Source organism: Candidatus Sulfotelmatobacter sp. (assembly GCA_035498555.1).
Classification (GTDB): domain Bacteria; phylum Eisenbacteria; class RBG-16-71-46; order RBG-16-71-46; family RBG-16-71-46; genus DATKAB01.
The window spans coordinates 49,602-69,348 of the sequence record DATKAB010000161.1 but is presented as its reverse complement, the minus strand read 5'-3'; the positions used below and the strand labels follow the sequence as shown (position 1 = coordinate 69,348).

Here is a 19,747-nt window from a genome sequence, read left to right as displayed (position 1 = left end):
GCGCCGAACACGAAACCGGCGCGCGTCCAGCGCGCGACGTCGCACGCGAGTCCCGCCTGCATGCCCGAAGCACGGGCGTAGAACACCTCCGCTCTCGACTCGAGCAGCGCGCGCAGATTGCCGGTAAGTCGCGGGTGAAAGAAGCGCAGCACTGGGAGCCCCGCGAACGGCGGATGCGTGGCGATGAACGTGATGCCTTCGCGCTCGACGCGATGGCCCTGGCCGTAGTCGCAGGTGGCGACGACCAGTTCGAACCCGCGCGCCACGAGCCCGCGCGTGAGCGCCGCCTGCTGCACCTCGGCGCCGCCTGCGAACTCGATCGGCCAGTCGCTGAACGACGGCCAGAGATAAGGCGCGAAGAAGCAGATGCGGCCGCGGCCGGTCATGGGCGCTCCGCGCCCGCGGCCGGACCCGCCCATCGCTCGAGCGCGGCCTCGAGCTGCGGGCGGACGCGATCCCAGGAATACGCTTCGACCGTTCGCCGCCCCTCGGCGCCAAGTCGTTCGGCCAGCCCTCGCTCGTGAGCGAGCCGCGCCAGCGCATCTCGGAGGGCGAGTGGATCTCCCGGCGGCACCAGCAACCCGCTCACGCCATCGCGCACCAGATCGCGGACGCCGTCGACCGGCGTCGCCACCACGGCGCGTGAATGGGCGAAGGCTTCGAGCAACACGTTCGGCAGTCCTTCACCGCGCCGCGAAGCCAGCACGACAGAACTCGCTTCCCGATAGAGACGCTCGAGCCTCGAGCGATCCACCGCGCCCTCGAATCGCACGTCGAGCTGGTGGTGCCGCGCTCGCGCCTCGAGCGACGCTCGTTCGGGGCCGTCCCCCGCGATCGTCAGCAGTCCCTGCATGCCGGCCACGGCATCGATCACCACGTCCATGCCCTTGTCGTGGATCAGGCGCCCCACCGCCAGAATGCGCCCGCGCGATTCCGGGGCCGAAGCCGCCGGCAAATCGATGCCGTTCGGCACCACCGCCAGCTTGGCCGCCACCTGCGCCTCGGCGGCGGGCCGGATGCGCCGAACCGCCTCGAGCAGCAGCTCGCGATTGGCCTCGCTCTGCACCAGCACTCCAGTCGCCGCGGTCCATACCGGGAGCGAGATGCTGCGCGTCCTCGGCCGGGACAACCGGTACTCATCCTCACCGCGCACCCACACCACTGCCGGGATGCCCAGCTTCTTCTGCACGCGAACGCCGGCATAGCCGCTGATAAAGGTCTGGAAACAGAGCAGGAGATCCGGGCGTGGCTCCTCGGCCGCCGAGCGCTCGATGGCGCGCAGATCGAGCGCGGTGCGGAGCAGCGGTATCCCCGAGACACCATGGCGAATCACCACGAAGCCGTCGCGCGTTTCCCGGTCGGAATCCGAGGCCGAATTCTTGCGCGTGATCACGCGAATTCGATGACGATCGGAAAGCCGCCTGGCCCACTGCTCGGCCTGGATTTCCGCGCCACCATAGACGCCGGGCGGAAAACGCCCGATCAGGAACCCCAGGTTCATGCGGCGGTCGGGGTCCCCAGGAAACGCGCGTTCGAGGAGCGCGTATCGAGCGGCTGGTCGAGCGCCGCCGCCGGCCGATCGAGGTAGCACTGCGCCCAGAGCTCGAGACAGACGAGCGCCCACACCTGCCGCACTCGGCGCTGATCGCGCATGCCGGGGGACTCCACCACCGCGCGCACCCCGGCGGGATCGAGCCAGCCGCGAGAGCGCGCGCGCGAGTCGTAGAGCACCTCGCGCGCCATGCGCCCGAAGTCGGCGCCAAACCAGTGCTCGAGCGGCACGCCGAAGCCCTGCTTGCCGCGCGCGAGGATCGAGGCCGGGAGCAGGTCGCGCACGCTCTCGCGCAGGATCCACTTGGTCACGCCGCCCCGCAGCTTGTATTCGAACGGGATGCGCGCCACGAATTCCATCACGTGGTGGTCGATCAAGGGCACGCGCGCCTCGAGCGAGTGCTGCATCGAGGTGCGGTCCACCTTCACCAGCACGTCGTCGGTCATGTAGGTGAGCGCGTCGAGATAGGCCAGCGCCGGCAGATCCCCCATCTGGCCTGCGGCGGCGTGATGGATCGCCCGCGCCGCCGCATAGGGGTCGTGCCCGCCAAGCCGCGCGCGCATTCCCGCCGACAGCACGCCTTGCAGTTCACGCGGGGGAAAATAGCTCATCACGTCGAGATGGCGCCCCACCGGGTCGAGCGCCACGCGTTGCAGCTTGCGGCCGAGCGGGTGATCGGGATGCAGCAGCCGCGCGGGGTAGCCCACCAGCCGGCGCAGCCCCTGCGGCACGCGGTCCACGCGCGCGTACTGCTGCGCCCAGCCATAGGTGGTGTAGCCCGCGTAGGCTTCGTCGCCACCATCGCCCGACAGAGCCACCGTGACGTGGCGGCGCGCCATCTCCGACACGTAGAAGGTCGGAATCATCGAAGGATCGGCGAACGGCTCGTCCAGCGCCCACACCAGCCGTGGCAGCAATTCCAGCGCCTGCGGGTGCACCACCTGCTCGTGATGATCGGTGCCGAGATGCTTCGCCACCACCCGGGCGTGCTCGAGTTCGGAGAAATCCTGCTCCTCGAAACCGATGCTGAACGTCTTGACGGGTTTCGAGCTGGCGGCGCTCATCAGTGCCACCACCACGCTCGAATCGATGCCGCCCGAGAGGAACGCGCCGAGCGGCACGTCGGCCACCATCCGCAGGCGCACCGCCTCGGCGAGCAGGTCGCGCAACCGCTCGCGATAGAACTCGAGCGGATGCCCGCGATCGGGCTCGGCGGGAAGGGCCCAGTAGCGTTCGACCTTCACTCCGCTCGCGTCACAGGTGAGGAAGTGCCCGGCCGGCAGCTTCTTCACCGCCCGGAAGATGCTGCGCGGCGCGGGCACGTATTGGAACGTGAGGTAGTCGGCCAGCGCCTGCTCGTCAACTTCCCGCGGCACCGTGGGGTCGAGCATCAGCGCTTTCAGCTCGGAGGCGAAGACCAGGCGCTTGCCGTCGTCGTGGTAGTAGAGCGGCTTGATTCCGAAGCGATCGCGCCCGAGCAGGATCCGGCGCCGCGGCCGGTCGTAGAGCCCGAAGGTGAACATGCCGCGCAGGCGCGGGAAGAGCTTCGTGCCCTGCTCCTCGTAGAGATGGAGCAGCGCCTCGGTGTCGCTCAGACCCCGGAAGCGGTGGCCGCGCGAGGCCAGCTCGGCGCGGATCTCGGGCCAGCCGTAGAGCTCGCCGTTATAGGTCACCCACAGAGAGCCGTCCTCGTTGGGCATCGGCTGATGTCCGCCGGGCGAGAGATCGACGATCGCGAGCCGGCGATGCCCCAGTCCGACCGGTCCCTCGCACCACACGTCCCAGTCATCCGGACCGCGATGCTGCATGCACAGCGCCTGCCGCTCGACCAGCGCGCGATCGGCGGGGGTGTCGGAGCCGTAGTGGAAGACGCCGTTGATGCCGCACATGCTCAGTGCCCCTCGAGGGGAGGTGAGTTCCCGCGCTCGCGGCTGCCGGCGGGCGAGAGCACTTCGAGTGTACCCGTCTCGACGCCGGAAAAGTAATCGTGGTCGAAGAAGTAATCGCTCAGGCGAAGCATGGGATAGATCGGCTGGCGGACCATCCGGATCTGCACGCGATACCAGCCTGGAGCGACATCGCCAGGAATCCTCATTCCGAAGGTGTCTCGCACCACCTGATCGGGCCGCCACAGGTCCACTCCGTAGGCGCCTTCGACCGGCAGATAATCGCGCCGGAAGCGGTAGCGCTCGTGATTGAGCTTCTCGAGCAGCTTGCGGGCGGGCTTCGCGAGCAGCGCGGGTGGCTCGAACCCGCCGGGCAACGGGCGATCGAAGCGCACCGCGACCGCGTAGGAACCCGGCGGCAGCGGCCGAAGGGCGCGCCATTCGGCGACGCCGGTGAGCGAGTCGCCGCGCGACGCGCGCTGCGGCCACAGGCGCAGATCGAGGATCGCCGGCGCCCGGTCATCGTAGCGATGCGCGATCGGGAAGCGACCGGAGACGAATGGCACCACGAACGGCCGGGGGAGCGGCGGACTGCTCAGGGTGTCGAGCGCCTGGGGATGGATTCGATAAATGGTGAACCCGCGAATGTCGGCGAGGCGCTCGAATGCGGCCGGCGCCGAGTCGAATCGCGCTCGCGCGGCTTCCGCCCACTCGACGCTCGGCTCCCAGTAGGCGAAGTGGGGCGTGCTCGAGAAATCCGAATTGATCACGATCATCGTGGCACCCCAGCGCTTGATCACCTGGCGTGTCCGCTCCCAGCTGCCGTACGGGTCGAGCGCGTCGCGCGCATCGAGCAGCCGCGTCAGCGCGGTCGAGTCGCTGGGCGAGCTGTGCTGGTCCACCAGGGTCACCACGTACTGGCGCGTGAGCATCGGAATGCCGTATGAGGTGGCGGGATCCGACAGCACCACTTGTCCGGGCGGCAAGCGGGTGTCCAGCCAGGTCATTGCTTCCCGCCAGCGGAACGGGCTCTCGTCGCGATCCACCTCGATGATCGGCTCCGGGTTCAAGAAGGTCGCGGCGGCATCGCGCGCGGTGGGCGCCAACGACAATCCGAGCGCGGCCAGCGCGACGACCGCGGGCGCCCGATGCGCGCCCGAGCGGATCGCGCGCATCAGCGCCAGCGTCAGCCAGCCGATCAACGGCGCGACCGGCACCATCCAGATCAAGCGCATGAGGAGGTAGCCGAGCTTCGGCGCCAGCAGCGCCACCACCGGCGGATCGAAGATCACCAGCGCGACGGCGATCGACGTCGCGAACGCGTAAAGCGCCGCGGGATCGCGCTTGCCTTCGCGCCACAGCCACCACCACGAGATCGGGAACAGCACCCACAGGATCCCCATCCAGTCCCACAGCACTCCAATCGACACCACCTGGATGCGATCGGTGACGTAGAGCAATCCCTGCGGCTCGGTGTGGATGATGTTCACCGGCGGCCCGGACTGGTGAACGCGCCACAGCAGATAGGGCAGGGAGATGAGGCCGAGGGTGAGCGCCGTCCGCATCACTCTCCACGACGGGCCGCGCACCGAACGTTCGCGGATGGCCAGCGCCACCGCGAGCGCGGTGAACACGAGCGCGAATTGAAGTGCCGCAAACACGTGGCAGGCGATGGCGCCGAGCCCGATGCCAATCGCGGTCCAGCGCGCGGCACGCGAAGGTCGCCCGGCATCGCTCAGAACGGCGATGGCGCAACCCAGCGCCAGCTGGTCGCCGAGAAAGGTGGCGAAGTCGGCCTTGCGAAGCGGGCACCAGTTGATCGCGCCCGCCAGCACGATGAGTTCGAGCCACGCGAACAGTGCGGCGCCGGCGCCCTGCGCGCTCAGCCAGCCGAACCAGGCGGCGTTGAGGATGAAGAGCGGGGCGATCGCGACCGGCAGCTTCCGCCAGCCGTCGGCGGGATCCACATGCGCGAGCGCGCAGATCAGCGCCACCTGCGGATGCCACAGTCCCTTGCGCGGATCGGCGCCGCCCGGGCCGGCGTCGCGGAAGAACGCGTCTCGCGGAAACGCGTCGCCGGAGATCAGCATCCGGCGGATGGTCGCGATGTGATCGGGCGAATCGCTGGAGTAGTAGACAGGCGCGCCCATCCGCCCGGCATGGAAAGCGGCCAGTGCCGCGGCCACGAGCACCAGTCCCAGCGCCGCCCCACGCAGCCGGGCCGGAGTGGGCGGGGTGTCTCGGTTGGCTCGACGCCGTGGCAGCACCCCGACCAGCAGCCAGAGTGCGAGCGTGATTGCCGGGCTCCAGTCGAGCAGCACGGTGAATCGCGCCCCGCTCATGCGGGTCGCGAGAATCAGCAGAGCATTCCAGGCCACTCCCATGCCCAGCGCCCAGACCGGAACGAACGCCCCACTCTCGTTCGGGCGCGCACCGAGTCGGACGAACGCGTAGCCCGGCAAGAGCACCAACGCCGAGAATGCGAGGGTGAGGCGGAGCGATTCGGGGAGCGAGCCGAGTAATCCATGGCGAAGAGCGAGCTGGACGAGCAACAACCCCATCACCAGCAGCGCAGTTCGAACGCGCTTCGAGCGGATCATCGCGGGAGCTCCACCCGCCAGAACGCCATCGCGCCGGCATCGCGGATCAACGCGTAGCGCGGCTCGCGCCTGGCCTCGCCGGTGCGCGCGCCCGCTGAATTCGCTGGCGGCGCGACGGTCTGCCGGGCCAGGTCGCCCGGCGCCCCGGCGCGGCGCTCGACCACCACCACCTCGCGGCCGAGAGCGCGCAGCAGCGAGTCGGTGGTGCTCGAGAGCGGGCCGCGCGTCGCCAGCTCGCGCGAGGCGCGCTTGCGCACCGCGACCTCCGACGGCGCATAACCCCAATCACGCTCCAGACTCGCACCGGGCGCCAGTGCCGAGCGCGCCGCGTAGACCATCGGCTCGCGCGCGCCGCCCTCGTCGGCGACCACGCAGTTCCGCCCCGTGTGGCCGGCGAGCCAGCGCCAGGCCGCCATCACCTCGGGGGCTGGGAAATGCCAGGAGTCGAGGCTCTGTCCGCGCTCGGCGGCGAAGCCCCATGCGCAGAGCGCGGCGGTGGGCAGCACGGCCAGGGCCACGGCGATCGCGATCACGATACGCGCCGGAGGCAGCGCGCGCTCGGCCAGCGCCAGAATCGCCAGCGCCGCCGGCGCCGCTGCGACCAGGAACAGCAGATTGAAGAACTTGGATTGGTTGCTCTCGGGCAGCTTGAGCAGGAGCCCCAAGGCGGCGAGCACGCCCATTGCGATCAACAGATCCGCCGCGATCGGCCGCGCGCGAGAGAAGCGCCACGCGGCCCAGGCGCCGGCGGGAACCAGCAGCGCGCCGCCCAGCACCAGCGAACCCACCGCGCCGCGCGAGAACCCGGGGCCAATCGCCGCGTGCTTGCCGTGAGTGACCGCCAGCAGATAGGGCACCGCCAGCGCCACGCCGGCCAGCAGCGCGAGCGCCGCGCGCAACGCCGCGGCCCGGCGCGGTCCTCCGCGCGCGAGCTCCGCGGCTCCCCACACGCCGGCGACCGCCAGCGCGCTGAACCCCGCCACGGTGTGGGTGAACAGCGTCGCGGCGGCCACCAGCGCGAGCAGCACCGCCGGTCGCGATCCGCGTGTGTCCGCAACCTCGCGCAGCCCGATCAGGAACAGCGCAAATAGAGCGAGGCCCAGTCCGAACGGCGTCAGCACCAGGAACTTGTCTGCAAACGTGGAGAGCGAAGCGTGCAACTGCCCCACCCCGAGCGCGCGCAACGCGGTGTCGGCGCCGGAGGCGATCAGGCGCTGGAGCTCCGCGAGTCCGCGCACTTCCCCACCAGCCGCGCGCGCCACCACCCAGACCCACGCGAACGGCGAATAGCCGAGAATCGCGAGCGCCGCCGCCAGCCACTGCCCGCCGCGAGTGGCGCCGAGCCGGCGGGCAATCGCGCAGACGCCGAGGATCACCGCCATCGCCGCCGCGACGTTGAGCGTGATCAGCGGTGTCCACACCGCGAGGCCTGGCCCCCGCGCCAGCCACAACGCCGCCCACAGATCGGTGCCCCAGAAGTAGAGGAGCCGCAACCCGGCGTAGGATGGATCCTCGACCGGCAGCCCGCGTAGCGCGATCTGCTGCGTGACTCCGGCGTGAAACCAGCCGTCGGAGCGCGGCGGCAGGTAGATATTGGCGGCGAGGAACGCCGCCACGATCGACGCCCACAACAGCGCCGGAGCGATCGCCGTGGGTGCCGCCTCCGCGTGCCAATCCCCCGCACGCATGCCGTCCCCACCACGCGGCGCAAACGCCCGCCACAGTGCGCCGATGAAGAGCGCCGCCGCCACGATTCGCGTCGCGAGCAGGGGGGCCGCTCCCAGGCCCATCAGCAGAGCGCCCGCGCCGCCGGCCAGCGCCGGCGAGAGTGCCAGCGACGCGAGGATCCGCTCGCCGCGATCGCGGAGCGCTCGGATCGAATCCGTCAACAGGCATCCCGGGAGCCAGGCAAGAGTGATCGCCAGCGCCAGGGCCGCGACCGGATTCGGGAGACGGAGCGGCAGCATGACCAGCGCGGCCGCGACCACACCCAGGCTTCGAACGGCGCGTGCGCCGGCGCCGTCTTCGCCGGCACGGTTCATCCGCCCGCCTCCCCCAATGCGGTGAGCCCCCCCATGTCCGGATCGAGGTCGGCGAGATCGATGGCGAGGCCCTGCGCGCCGTGGGCACGAGCGTAGGCGGCGCCGACGGCCAGCGGGTTCGCGCCCCCGGCGGTCAGCTCTTTCGCCACCAGCGGGAAGCGGGCGGCCGCGATCTCGCGGAGGGTGCGCGCCGGATCGGGCTTCATCATGAAGCCCATCGGATTCAGCGGGCCGACCACCAGATCGGGCCGCACGTCCCATTCGCGCAGAGCCCCGAGCAACCAGCCGGGATTGTGCGTCTCGAAGCCGGCCTGGACGCCAAAGCGTGACCGAACGAAGTCGACCACGTGGCTGAAGAATCGCCGGTGGCGCGCGGCCAGCGCCAGGTCGGTGAGCGTGGACGCCATCACCACGCCGTGCAGGTCGCGCGCGCCGAGCGAAGCGATCTCGAGCTCGATCAGCACCGGCGCCATACCCCCGATGTCGTTCTTCAACACTTCGAGCACGTGACCGGCCCCGGTGAGCCCGATTCGCGCGAAGGTGATCGGGCTTGCGCCGCGCAGCCGTTTGAGCGCCGCGCCTGGAAGGCCGAGCTCGGCCGAATCGCGCGCGAACTGCGGCACGTTGGGCACCACCGCCCAGGTGGGGACGCGGCGCGACAGGCCACCCAGGGCTTCGCGCACGGTGGCCGAGGGCGTGAACAGCACGCCGTCCGCGCCGCGGTCGAGCGCCAGGGACAGCGCGGCCGCCAGCGCGGCTCCGTTGTCGTATCGCCGCTTGACCTCGAGCGTGTGCTCGCGCGGATGCCGCGTGATGCCGAGCAGCGCCTCCCCCGAGAGCAGCAGCCGCGGAACGGTGAAGTGGGTCCGGCTCATCGCGGTACCTCCACCGATTCGCCGTCGCGCTCCGCCGACTCGTAGAGTGCGCTCATCACGCGCTGAACATCGGCGCCGAGCTCGACGCTGGCGCGGGCGGCAGGTCCGCCCGCGACCGAAGCGAGGAACTCCGCGTCCTCGAGGTCGTAGAACTCGCCGTTGAGCTCGAACCTCGCTCGTGCCGGGAGCTCGGCGGCGCGCAGCACGCTGCGGCCCACCGGCCGCTCGGCGCGGGCCTCGCGCAGCTCCAGCTCGACGGAGTCGTTGGTCACCTTCATCGTTCCGTTGTCGCCGGTCACTTCGATCGTGGTCGAGGAGATCGGGAAATCGGGCACGCTCCACGACGACGCGAACTCGATCTCGGTTCCGTCCGCGAGCGTCAACGTCGCGTCGAGCTGGTCTTCGACCTCGCCGTACATCTTCTTCCACCGTGCGCGGACGCGGACCGGCTGCCCGAACGCGGCCCGCAACTGCGCCAGCAGGTGCGACGAGAGATTCGCGACCACGCCGCCGCCCGAGCGCCGGGGATCCGCGATCCAACCCTTCTGCGGGCCGAACACCTGCGAGAGGAACATCGAGGAGCGGATCCCGGTGATCCTGCCGATCGCGTTCGCGCGCAGCAGCTCGACGGCGGCCCCGAAGCACGGGAAGAAGAGCTGCGCGTAGCCGCACGCGGTCGCGCGATCCGATCGCTTCGCGGCCGCTTCGATCCGGCGCGCGTCCTCCAGGTTCTGCGCGAGCGGCTTCTCGATGAAGGCGGCGACTCCCGCGCTCAGGCAGGCTTCGGCGATCGGGGCGTGCGAGTCGGGCGGCGTACAGATCCACACCGCGTCGGGGCGGGCCCGTTCCAGCGCCTGCTCGAGCGTGGCGCAGTAGGGCGCCCGGAATCCCATGCCGTAGAGGGTCTTCGCCAGAGCGGGCGAGCGGTCCACGAACGCGACCAGGCTCACCTCGTCCATCGACGAGAGCACCGCGGCGTGCACCATGCCCATCTTGCCGAGCCCGACGATGGCGACGCGCAGCGGGCGCGACGGGCCGTCGCGCAGGATCGAGCCCGCCGCGCTCGCGCGAGCCGGCGGCGGATTGGCGGATTTTCCGAGCAGCCCCTGATCGAGCGAGGTCCACGCCATCCGGAAATCACGCCGCGCCCGCTCCCGCTCCACGCGCGCCGGCGAGATCATGCCGAGCACGTTGTCCACGGTGATGGGCGGACGCTTGAGGACCAAACCGAGCACGCGCGCCATCGCGAGCGCGATCTCGCCGGGAACGTGAAGGTAGGGCCGCTTCACTCCAAGGCCCGTCGAGAGCCGGTCGAGGAACTGGTTGAAGGTGACGCGATCCGGCCCGAGCAGGTCGTAGGTGTTTCCCAGCAAATGTTGGTCGCGCAACGCGCACAGGATCGCGGCGCAAACGTCGTCGACGTGGATCGGGTCGAGTTCGACCGTGCCGTCTCCCATCACCGGAATGATCGGCAGGCCGATCAGGTAGGCGGTCAGGTTCGCGACCAGGCCCTCGCGGCCGCCATAGACCAGTGAAGGGCGCAACGTGCAGAACGGAATCCCCGAAGCCGCCACACGCGCTTCGGCCAGACGCTTGGTCCGCCCGTAGGGACCCATGCGTTCGCGCGTCGCCGAAATCGTGGACGCGAAGACGAAACGGCCGACTCCTGCCAGCCGCGAGGCCTCGAGCAGATGCTCGGTGCCCACCACGTTCACGTCGTACGCCGCGCGTTCGGTGATGGCGCCGGTCGCGACCGCGAGGTGAACTACCGCGTCGCAGCCGGCGAGCGCGCGCGTCAGCCCGTCGCGATCGTCGAGACGCACCTCGATCACCGTCACGCGCTCGGGGTCGAGCTCGGGCGCCGGACGACGCACGGCCGCCACCACCTCGTGGCCGGCCCCGAGCAGATGGTCGAGCAGACGGCGACCGATGAAACCGGTCGCTCCGGTCACCAGGACTTTCACTTTCCGGCCCCTCCGGGGTCGCGGCGCAAGAGCGAGGCAAAGGGCAGATTGAACTCCGACAACACCTGTCGCAGCCCGATCTCGCGCAGCAGAGGCCGCACCGCCAGGGCATAGCTGATCGCGAATGCCGACCACTCGAGCCCGACGCGAATCAGCCGGACCGCCTCGTCGGTGGTGTTGCGCCAGGGCAGCAGCCGATCGAGCCCGACGGCGATCCCGATCGCCGCGAGCAACGCCCACGCGCACCCGAACAGGCGTCGGAGCGTGCCGAGCCAGCCGGCACCCAGCGCGGCCAGGGCCAGCGCCAGCACCACCATGCCGCTCGCCACGTAGGTGGCGAGCGTCGCCCAGGCGACTCCGCTGATCCCGTAGCCGCGCCGCAGCACCTCGAGATCGGCGAAGCCGCAGGCGGCCGTGAACAGCACGGCGATGGGAATCAGCCACACTTGGCGGCCGAGGGTCATCAGCACGATCGAGGCGAGATTCGAAAGCGTCAGCGCCGCCGCGCCGAAGCACAGCACCCGGACCGCGGTGGCGCCGGCGATGTAGTTGGGCAGCACCGCACCGATCAGATCGCGCGCGGCCAGAAATGCCAGCCCACCGAGAGCCGGCGTCAGCGTGCTCAGCACGGTGAGCGCGACGATGACGTGGTCGCGGATCGCCTCGGGCTGGTCCCCGCCCGCCCGGTAGCCCTGGAGCAAGCGGGGGTAGAGCACGTAGGTGGCCGAGTCGGGCACGTACATGAGCAGCGTCAGCGCGGTCACCGCCAGGCTGTAGTAACCCAGCTCGCGCGTGCCGAGAAAGCGAAGAATGATGAGCCGATCGAGGCTGCGCATCACCAGCGCCGAGCCGAGAAAGAAGAACAGCGGGAAGCCCACGCGCAGGAGGTCGCCGTTTTCGGAGCCGATCAGTGGCCGGAGCGGCGCGAGTTTCCGAGCGTCCCACCGGGTCCAGGCGAACGACACCAGCGTTCCCAGCAGCCAGCCCCACAGCAGGCCCCAGGCTCCCTGCCATGGAATCAGGGCGAGGCCGAGTACCGCGCCCACCATGCCCTGGACGAAGAACCATCGGCTCACCGCGCCGATGTTGCCGTGCGAGCGGAGCAACGTCGTGTGGTAATTGGCCCAATTGATGAGGAGCACGACGGCCATCGCCACCAGCATGCCGGCCCCCGCCCAGAAGGACATGATCCTGCCGTTCGAGCGCGAGAGGTAGACGATGCCCGTCGCGCAGAACAACCCGGTAAGAAGGAGGATATTGGTGAAGCCGGCGCGCTTGATTCGGGCAAGACGCACCGGATCGCCGTCCACGATCGCGCGCGGCACGCGCTGATCGAGGCCCTGCTGAGTTCCGAGCGGGGCAAGAGTGCCGTAGTCCATCATCAGCTGGAGGGCATTCCACGCGCCATAGGCCTGAGGCCCCAGCCAGCGCGCGGCCAGCACCGTGCGCACGATCATCGCGGCGCGGACGATGAACTGCGAGGTGGCGTATCCGATCGAGTCGCGAACCAGCTTTCGGGGGTGCATGGCGCGCTCGGTCAGCGGGACGCGGCGGAAGGCGTTCGAGCCTTCGCCGCCGCGGCGGGCGCGCGCGCGCGCCGTCGCCGCTGGTGAGATTCCGAGCGCTCGCCTAGACTATTTGCCCTGATGCGAACCGGATCCCGAGCCTCGTGAAGACGGCACCGCCGGAGCCCCTGGCCTCGCAGGGAGGACGCCCGGTCCGGGAGCGCTTCCTGCCGCTCGCCATTCCGGCGATCGGGGAGCGCGAGAAGCAGCTGGTGCTCGAGACCCTCGATTCGGGCTGGATCACCACCGGCAAGAAGAGCATCGAGCTGGCCGAGCGGGTCGCGAAGCTCGCCGGTGCTCGACACGGCCTGGCGTTCAACTCGGCCACCGGGGCGCTGCACCTGTCGCTGGTGGCGCTCGGCGTCGGCCACGGGGACGAGGTGATCACCTCGACGTACACCTTCGCGGCGTGCGTGAACGTGATCGAGCACGTCGGCGCTCGCGCGGTGCTGGTGGACGTCGAACCCGACACGCTGTGCATGAACCCCGCGGCGCTCGAGGACGCGCTCACCCCACGTACGCGCGCGGTGCTGCCGGTGGACTACGCCGGGCATCCTTGCGACTACGACCGCATCCTGCCGCTCGCGGAGCGGATCGAGGCTCCGGTGGTGGAGGACGCCGCACACGCGCTGGGCGCGGCCTGGCGCGGAAAACCGATCGGCTCGCTTGCGACCGTCACTGCGTTCTCGTTCTACGCCACCAAGAATCTCACCACCGGCGAAGGCGGGGCGGCCGTGACCGACGACGACGAGCTGGCCGAGCGGCTCGGACTGCTCTCGCTCCACGGCATGAACCGCGACGCCTGGAAGCGTTACACCGACACCGGCTCGTGGTACTACGAGGTCACCGCACCCGGCTACAAGTACAACCTGAGCGATGTGCTGGCGGCGATCGGCCTCGGGCAGCTCGAGCGCTTCGACGAGCTCCAGCGCCTGCGCCGCGAACGGGTGGCGCGCTACGACACGCTGCTGTCGGAGCTGCCCGAGATCCGCCGCCCGGTCACGCGCCCGGGCGCCACGCACGCCTGGCATCTCTACCCGATCGGACTCGAACTGGAGCGGCTGCGCATCGATCGCGCGCGCTTCATCACCGAGCTGCGCGCCGAGAACATCGGCAGCTCGGTGCACTTCATCCCGATCCACCTCCACCCCCACTTCCGCGATTCGCTTGGGGTGCGCGAAGGACAGTTCCCGGTGGCCGAAGACGCCTACCGGCGCGCGATCTCGCTGCCGCTCTTCCCCACCATGACCGAGCGCGACGTCGACGACGTCGCGGCCGCGATTCGGAAGATCGTCGGACACTTCCGGGCGTGAAGCCGGGCTCACGCCGCCGCCTCCTGGGCTTGTCCCAGCGAGCGGAGCGAGAGCCCTTCACGCTGGAGGTAGAACAGCCCCACCCCGGTGACCGGCAGCCACTGGCTCGCCCAGTAGAACCATGAGAATGGCGCCGCCAGATCCTTGCTCACGCCAAACAGAGCGAGGCCGGCGATGCACGCCAGATTGAGCGTTCCGATGTATCCGGGTGCCGCCGGCACCATGATGCCAATGGCGGTGATCACCAGCATGATCAGCCCGGCGTACCAGGGGACCGACAGGCTGAGCGCCCACATGCACACGCTCAGCCCGAGCGCGAAGACGCCGAACATCAGGAACGACAGCGCGAACACCCAGGCCAGCCGCGGCAGATCGCGGAACAGCCCGAGTCCTTCGAAGAAATGGGTGAGCATGGCGCTCACGCGCCGCCGGACCGTCTCCGGCAACGGGCGGGTCAGCCAGTGCACCACCCCGTGCGCCAGGCGTGGCGACCACTCCAGCGCGATGACGAACGCGGTCAGCCCCACGCACATGAATACCAGCACGCCGGCGCCGGCCCGGGTCATCCGTCCGGCTTCGGTACGGGCCGACACCGAAGCGGGGTGCACCAGCAGCGAGATCCCGAGGATGCCGAGCAGGGTCAGCATGTCGACCGCGCGCTCCACCACCACGGTCGCCAGCAGCGTGGTCTTCGACAGCTTTTCTCGGCGGGCGAGCGCCCAGGGGCGAACGAACTCGCCGAGCCGGAAGGGCAGCACGTTGTTGGCCATGAAACCGATCATCGTGGCCGAGAACAGGCTATCGGTCGAGATCGGCCGCGGGGCGGCGATCAGCGAGCGCCAGCGCACCGCGCGAATCCAGAATCCCAGCAGGGTCAGGGCCATCACCGCGGCGAACCCGAGGTAATTGGCATGGCGCAGCGCGTTCCAGACTTCGCTCAATTTCACATCGTGCATCGACACCCAGACGCACACCACCGACACCGCGATGCCGATGATCAGCTTGAGTCGCTGGCTCACGCGTCCCCCGTCCGTTCCGGTGCGCCACGCCGCTCCAGCTCGTGACGCATCAACGCCAGTTCCTGCGTGAGCGCCTGATTCTGCTGCCCGAGCCGTGACATCTTGACCGAGAGGTACAGCAGCATCGCCATCGCGAACGCCAGACCGAAGGCGAACACCGTCGAGGCCGCGCCGAGGATGCCGAGCAGCTGGGTGACCCAGAGCAGCAGCGGCGTGCAGAATCCGAGGATCGCGATGATGCTGGAGGCGATCACCCACAGCAGCGAATACTCCTCGGACAGCCGGCGGCGCCGAACCAGATCGAGGACGTAGAGCGCCATCGCGACCGCTCCCAGAGCTGCGATCAGCTGAGTGCGCGACAGGAACAACATGGTTGCCTCCGATTCATCAGGCCGGGCGTTGCAGCCAGGCCATGAGTGACGCGAGCAGATTCTTGTACGGGTAGTACAATGACTTTCCCAGGGTGTAGAACGATTGTCCGGCGCGACGCTCGCGCATTTCGACCGGCACTTCCAGCAGCCGGAAATGCCGCAGCGCCAGCGCGATCAGGAGCGGCGCGTCCGGGAAATCCGTGGGGAAGTCGTGCTGGCACACCTCCATGACCCTGCGCCCATAGGCGCGAAATCCCGAAGTGGTATCGGCGATCCTCTGATGCAACACGAGACGCACGATTCCGGAGAACATGAGCATGCCGAGCCGGCGCGTCGCCGGAGCACGGTAGCCTGAACGGGCCACGTAGCGCGAGCCAATGCTCAGGTCGCAGCGACCGTCGGCCACCGGGGCGACCAGGTCACGCAGAAACGCGGGATCGTGCTGGCCGTCGGCATCGAGCTGGACTCCGATGTCGTAGCCATGGGCAACGGCATAGCGGAATCCGGTCTGGAGCGCCCCACCCACGCCCAGGTTGACGGCGTGCCGCACCACCGGTATCCCCGCCTCCCTGGCCACCGCCGAGGTGCGGTCGCGCGAGCCGTCATCCACCACCAGCACGTCGCACCAGTCCGCCCGCGCCCGGATCTCGGCCAGGGTCGCCGGCAGGCTGTCCGCCTCGTTGTGTGCGGGGACGATCACCAGTACACGCGGCGCACTCACAGCAGCCTCCGCGGCACCAGCGCGTTCGCGGTGCGCTGAGCGGCTGCGACCACCAGATCGCGCGTCCGCCTCATCCACGTCGATTCCAGCGGGAACGAACTGAGCCGCTCGAAGTCCGCCGGGCGCACCAGGCCGACCGCCAGCGTGAGCGCGAGCGTGGGCGGCACCAGGGCGAGTCGCGCGAGCGTCGAGCCGAGATGGCCGAAGTGATCGCCGATCACGAGACCGAGCAGCAGGAACGGAGCGAAGCAGGCGAGTCCAAGCCAGGTGGTGCGAGTGCGCTCGTCCCGTCCTTCGGGCACCAGTTGATCGAGAAGGATCATCGCCACGATGTAGGACACGATGGCGCCGGCCAGGTTCGCCCAGGCCGCCCCGGCGATGCCCACCGTGGGGACCAGCGCGAAGTAGCAGCCAAACTCGGTTACGAACTTGATGATCGCCAGCACCAGCACGGTTCCGGGCAGGCGCAGCGCCTGGAACAGCATGGTCAGCGGCTGCTGAGCGGTGCGCGCGATCGGGACCAGGGCCATGATGCGAAGCATCGGGATCGCGGGCTCGAACAGTGGGCTTCCGATCACCAGCGTGATCTCGCGTGCGAACACGGCCATGCCGCAGCTCAGCACCAGCGCCACCACCTGAATGATCCGCAACGATTGATCGAACACGAAGCGCAGCCGATCGCGCTCTTCCCGCGCCACCAGATGGGTGAGCGAGGGCAGCAATGACGAGGGAATCGCGAAGATCATCTCGACGAAGCGCTCCACGGTCTGATAGGCGAACGAGAAGAATCCGAGCAGGGTGGTGTCGAAGAGTTTGCCGAGCACGATCTTGCCGAGATTCTGCCCCGAGAGGAAGGTGACCCGTGCGCCGAGCAGCGGCAGGCAATAGCCCAGGATCGCGCGCGTGAGCGGTTTGCCGCTCAGTCCGGGCGGCGCGCCCTCGGGGTCGCGCGCGCGGCGCAGCATCCACATGGGAATCGCGGCGCTGACCGCGCCCTGCAGCACCGCCAGCGTGGTGAGCCCGATCGCGAGCGCCGGCAGACCCTGCTTGAGCCACCACAGGAGCCCCACCATGATGGTCTTCGCGATGTGGAACGCGAGCGCCACCACGCTCATCCAGCGGAACTGCTGGAGTCCGTACAGCGTCGCGCGCCCGGTGGACGCGAAGCCCTCGAGCAGCACCATCAGGCTCAGCATCGGCAGGAGGTAGGACAGCTCGGGGGTGTGGAATTGGACGGCGATGAAGGGCGCGCCAAGGACCAGGACCAGACTGGCCACCGCGCCGAGCGCCAGCTTGAGTCCCATGGCATGGAATTGCGCGCGGCGCAGCGTGCGCAGCCGGCCGTGCGCCTGGTACTCGGCGGCGTAGCGCTCGAGGAACACCTCGAAGTTCCCGTTCATCATGGTGGCTAGTCCGGCGAACGACAGTGCCAGCGTCATGATTCCGTACTTGGTCGGGCCGAGCCAGCGGAGCAGCAACGCGAAGTAGGCGACGCCCGAGAACAGCGCCGCGGCCTTCTCGAGGGTCAGGTAGAACGCGCCGCGTGAAACGGTGTGTGCGATCTCGCCGCGCCTCACGCCGAGGCCTCCAGCGCCTCGAGCTCCGATTCGAGGAACGCGCGCACATCGGTGAGATGCCGCACCGATTCGGGAATCGGCCGGTTCGACCACAGCAGCGCCGCCATGTCGGGATGGGCGGGATCGTAGCCGTGCATGGCCGCGAGTGGCCCGCGCCCCATGAATGACGGCACCATCAGCACGCCGGGATCGAGCAGGAACACGTCTTCGCCCCAGGCCCGGAAGTCCGGGGGAGTGCGTTGCGCTGCGCGCTCCTCGCGAGTGAGCCAGCGGCCGCCTCCCAGCGCATTCAGGGCGCGAACCACCGGCTCGCGCGCGGCGGGCGAGCGCCACCAGAACCGCGCCATGGTCGAGTCGAAGAACGCCAGGTAGTCCGCAGGCCATCGGACCGCGAGGCCTTGCAGCGCCCCCATCACATCGCGCGTCTCCCCCACGTCCACCATGCCATGGTCGGAGAGCAGGTAGAGCCAGAGCCGCTCACCTCGCGCCTCGGCTTTCTCGGCGAGACTGCTGAGCCAGCCGTCGTAACGCGCCATGCGCTCGCGAACCGCCCCGGCTCGCGAACCGTCCCGATGGAGCAGCGCATCGAGGTCGGCCGTGTAGCAGAACAGCAGCCGCTCGTCCCCCATCGCGGCGCGCGCGGCCAGCGCCTCGAGATTGCCACTTTCGGACGTGCGCCAATTCCAGCCGCGCCAGGAAATGCGACGGCGCTCAAGGGTGTCCCACAGCGAATCCATCGGCAGCGAACCGGGAGCGAAGATGTCTTCCCGCTCGGGCAGATCGAACCGCTCGAGCAGCTCGCGCGGCACCTCGTAAAGGTGGAAGTAACCATGCACCCCGCGCCGCTCGACCTCGCGCCTGAGCCAGCTTCCAAGCCGGTGGCTGCCGCGCAGCCGCGCGGGCAGCAGAGCCAGCGCGCCGAATCCCCGAAAGGGAGTCGAGCCGTTCGCCCGCCGGTACATGAGCCAGCGGCCGTGCTGATCGGGAGTACGGCCGGTGAACAGCGTGGGGAGCGCCCCCGAGGAAAATCCGAGGATGGTCTCGAGGCGCCGGCGATGAACGAGTCCGGTCGCGAATCCCGGGCTCTCGCTGGCGAGCCGCCAGCCGAGCGCGTCCACCAGCAGCACCACCATGCGCCCCTTCACGAGCCGGCTCCCGTTTCGCGCGGAACCTCGAGGATCCAGCTCTCCCAGGCGGCGATCAGCCCGCGTGCGGCGCGACCGACCTCGAGACCGGCCGGGACCACGCCGAGCCGCGCAAGGACGCGAGCCAGTCGCCGTTCGATCTCAGCTCGCCGCGCCGATGACGTATCGAGTTCCACCAGCGCCGCGAGCAGCGCCGCTGCCGAGGCATTCAGCCGATGCTGGGGTGTGCCCGGAACCGCAAAGCGCAGGCGGGACACCGCCGGGGCTCGGCGTCCGGCGCGCGGCCCGGGTCGCAGCGCGAGCCGAAGGCGGCGCCGCAAGCGGGCCCGCCGCGCCGCGCGAAGCGCGATCTCGTCGAACTCGAGCCCCTGCGCCGTCCCGACGGCGGTGGAGCGCCATTCCCGAACCCAGGCTCGCGAGGTCCGCCACCAGTCGCGTTCCGCTTCGTCGTCGTCGGGAACCACGCCTCGCCGCCAGGCGAGCGCCGAGTCCCACGGCGGTTCCTCGACCGCGCGAGACGCCAGATCCCGGGCGACTCGCACGCGCGCCTCGGCGCCGTCTTCCCAGCGACCCGAGCGCAGGTCCGCAACCGCGGCCAGATCGAGCGCCGTCTTGTAGACCGAATGCCGGCGGCGCAGGGCCGCGAAAGGATCATCGGAGCGCAGCGGCCAACGCGCCTTGAGCAGCTCGAACCCCCGATTCTCGAGCAGCAGCAGGATTTCCTCGGCGGGCACGTCGCCAGGCCGGTAGTCCGGCAGCCACTCGCGCGCGGACTCGTCGCCGTGGATCACCCGGCCATGGCGCCTGAGCTCCAGCGTCGCGGGCCGCGCGGGAAGACGTTCCCATTCGCTCCGCGTGTGCAACCCGAGTTCGAGCGGCCCGAGGAATCCAAGCTGCGCGAGCCGCAGCTCCAAGCCGGGCATCGCAGAGGCGGCACGATCGGCGCTGGCGGCCCGCTCCGGCTCGGCGGCGAACACCGCGTAGAGATCGATGTCCGAGAGGCACACCTCGCCCCTGACGGTACGAATCCAGACCGCCTCGCCCGAGGCGTGGCTCCCGCCCAATACCATGGCCAAGGAATCCGGAAGCCAGGACGCGGCATGTTCCAGCGCTTCGG

General features: G+C 69.7%; 15 protein-coding genes. 1 reads left to right on the top strand and 14 read right to left on the bottom strand.

Going from position 1 to position 19,747, the window contains the following annotated elements:
* The 8 genes from VMJ70_13195 to VMJ70_13160 form a co-directional block, all read right to left on the bottom strand.
* Positions 1-386, bottom strand: a 386-nt coding sequence (locus VMJ70_13195; protein HTO92082.1) for a glycosyltransferase, incomplete at its 3' end; no start/stop codon positions are given.
* Positions 383-1,501 carry a glycosyltransferase family 4 protein gene (locus VMJ70_13190; protein HTO92081.1) on the bottom strand — a complete coding sequence of 373 codons (1,119 nt, stop codon included), beginning with the start codon at positions 1,499-1,501 and terminating at the stop codon, positions 383-385. The genes VMJ70_13190 and VMJ70_13195, both read right to left, overlap by 4 nt.
* Positions 1,498-3,441: an asparagine synthase (glutamine-hydrolyzing) gene (gene asnB / locus VMJ70_13185; protein HTO92080.1), complete on the bottom strand. Its 1,944-nt coding sequence runs from the start codon at positions 3,439-3,441 to the stop codon at positions 1,498-1,500. The genes VMJ70_13190 and asnB overlap by 4 nt, the downstream gene beginning before the upstream one ends.
* A gap of 2 nt (positions 3,442-3,443) precedes the next feature.
* Entirely contained in the window at positions 3,444-6,038 is a 2,595-nt protein-coding gene (locus VMJ70_13180) for a hypothetical protein (GenBank protein ID HTO92079.1), read from the bottom strand.
* Positions 6,035-8,080, bottom strand: coding sequence for a hypothetical protein (locus VMJ70_13175; protein HTO92078.1), 2,046 nt, complete (start codon positions 8,078-8,080; stop codon positions 6,035-6,037). Before VMJ70_13175 ends, VMJ70_13180 begins: the two co-directional genes overlap by 4 nt.
* Positions 8,077-8,955: a hypothetical protein gene (locus tag VMJ70_13170; GenBank protein HTO92077.1), complete on the bottom strand. Its 879-nt coding sequence runs from the start codon at positions 8,953-8,955 to the stop codon at positions 8,077-8,079. Before VMJ70_13170 ends, VMJ70_13175 begins: the two co-directional genes overlap by 4 nt.
* Positions 8,952-10,919 carry a Gfo/Idh/MocA family oxidoreductase gene (locus VMJ70_13165; protein ID HTO92076.1) on the bottom strand — a complete coding sequence of 656 codons (1,968 nt, stop codon included), beginning with the start codon at positions 10,917-10,919 and terminating at the stop codon, positions 8,952-8,954. The genes VMJ70_13170 and VMJ70_13165 overlap by 4 nt, the downstream gene beginning before the upstream one ends.
* Positions 10,916-12,445: a lipopolysaccharide biosynthesis protein gene (locus VMJ70_13160; GenBank protein HTO92075.1), complete on the bottom strand. Its 1,530-nt coding sequence runs from the start codon at positions 12,443-12,445 to the stop codon at positions 10,916-10,918. The genes VMJ70_13165 and VMJ70_13160 overlap by 4 nt, the downstream gene beginning before the upstream one ends.
* A 143-nt stretch (positions 12,446-12,588) precedes the next feature.
* Here VMJ70_13160 and VMJ70_13155 point away from each other — a divergent pair, with 143 nt between their 5' ends.
* Entirely contained in the window at positions 12,589-13,797 is a 1,209-nt protein-coding gene (locus VMJ70_13155) for a DegT/DnrJ/EryC1/StrS aminotransferase family protein (GenBank protein ID HTO92074.1), read from the top strand.
* Positions 13,798-13,805: 8 nt separating this feature from the next.
* Here VMJ70_13155 and VMJ70_13150 read toward each other — a convergent pair whose 3' ends face one another.
* The 6 genes from VMJ70_13150 to VMJ70_13125 are packed head-to-tail and all read right to left on the bottom strand — an operon-like array spanning position 13,806 to position 19,700.
* On the bottom strand, positions 13,806-14,816 hold the full coding sequence (locus tag VMJ70_13150) for a lysylphosphatidylglycerol synthase transmembrane domain-containing protein (protein ID HTO92073.1): 1,011 nt from the start codon (positions 14,814-14,816) through the stop codon (positions 13,806-13,808).
* On the bottom strand, positions 14,813-15,187 hold the full coding sequence (locus VMJ70_13145) for a DUF2304 domain-containing protein (GenBank protein ID HTO92072.1): 375 nt from the start codon (positions 15,185-15,187) through the stop codon (positions 14,813-14,815). Before VMJ70_13145 ends, VMJ70_13150 begins: the two co-directional genes overlap by 4 nt.
* 16 nt (positions 15,188-15,203) lie before the next feature.
* Positions 15,204-15,908 (bottom strand): glycosyltransferase family 2 protein, encoded by a 705-nt coding sequence (locus tag VMJ70_13140; protein HTO92071.1) that lies wholly within the window; start codon positions 15,906-15,908, stop codon positions 15,204-15,206.
* Positions 15,905-17,485 (bottom strand): oligosaccharide flippase family protein, encoded by a 1,581-nt coding sequence (locus VMJ70_13135; GenBank protein HTO92070.1) that lies wholly within the window; start codon positions 17,483-17,485, stop codon positions 15,905-15,907. Before VMJ70_13135 ends, VMJ70_13140 begins: the two co-directional genes overlap by 4 nt.
* Entirely contained in the window at positions 17,482-18,630 is a 1,149-nt protein-coding gene (locus tag VMJ70_13130; protein HTO92069.1) for an alkaline phosphatase family protein, read from the bottom strand. The genes VMJ70_13135 and VMJ70_13130 overlap by 4 nt, the downstream gene beginning before the upstream one ends.
* The gene (locus VMJ70_13125; protein HTO92068.1) at positions 18,627-19,700 is read right to left on the bottom strand and encodes a hypothetical protein; all 1,074 of its coding nucleotides are present in this window, start codon (positions 19,698-19,700) and stop codon (positions 18,627-18,629) included. Before VMJ70_13125 ends, VMJ70_13130 begins: the two co-directional genes overlap by 4 nt.
* Positions 19,701-19,747: the final 47 nt, after the last annotated feature.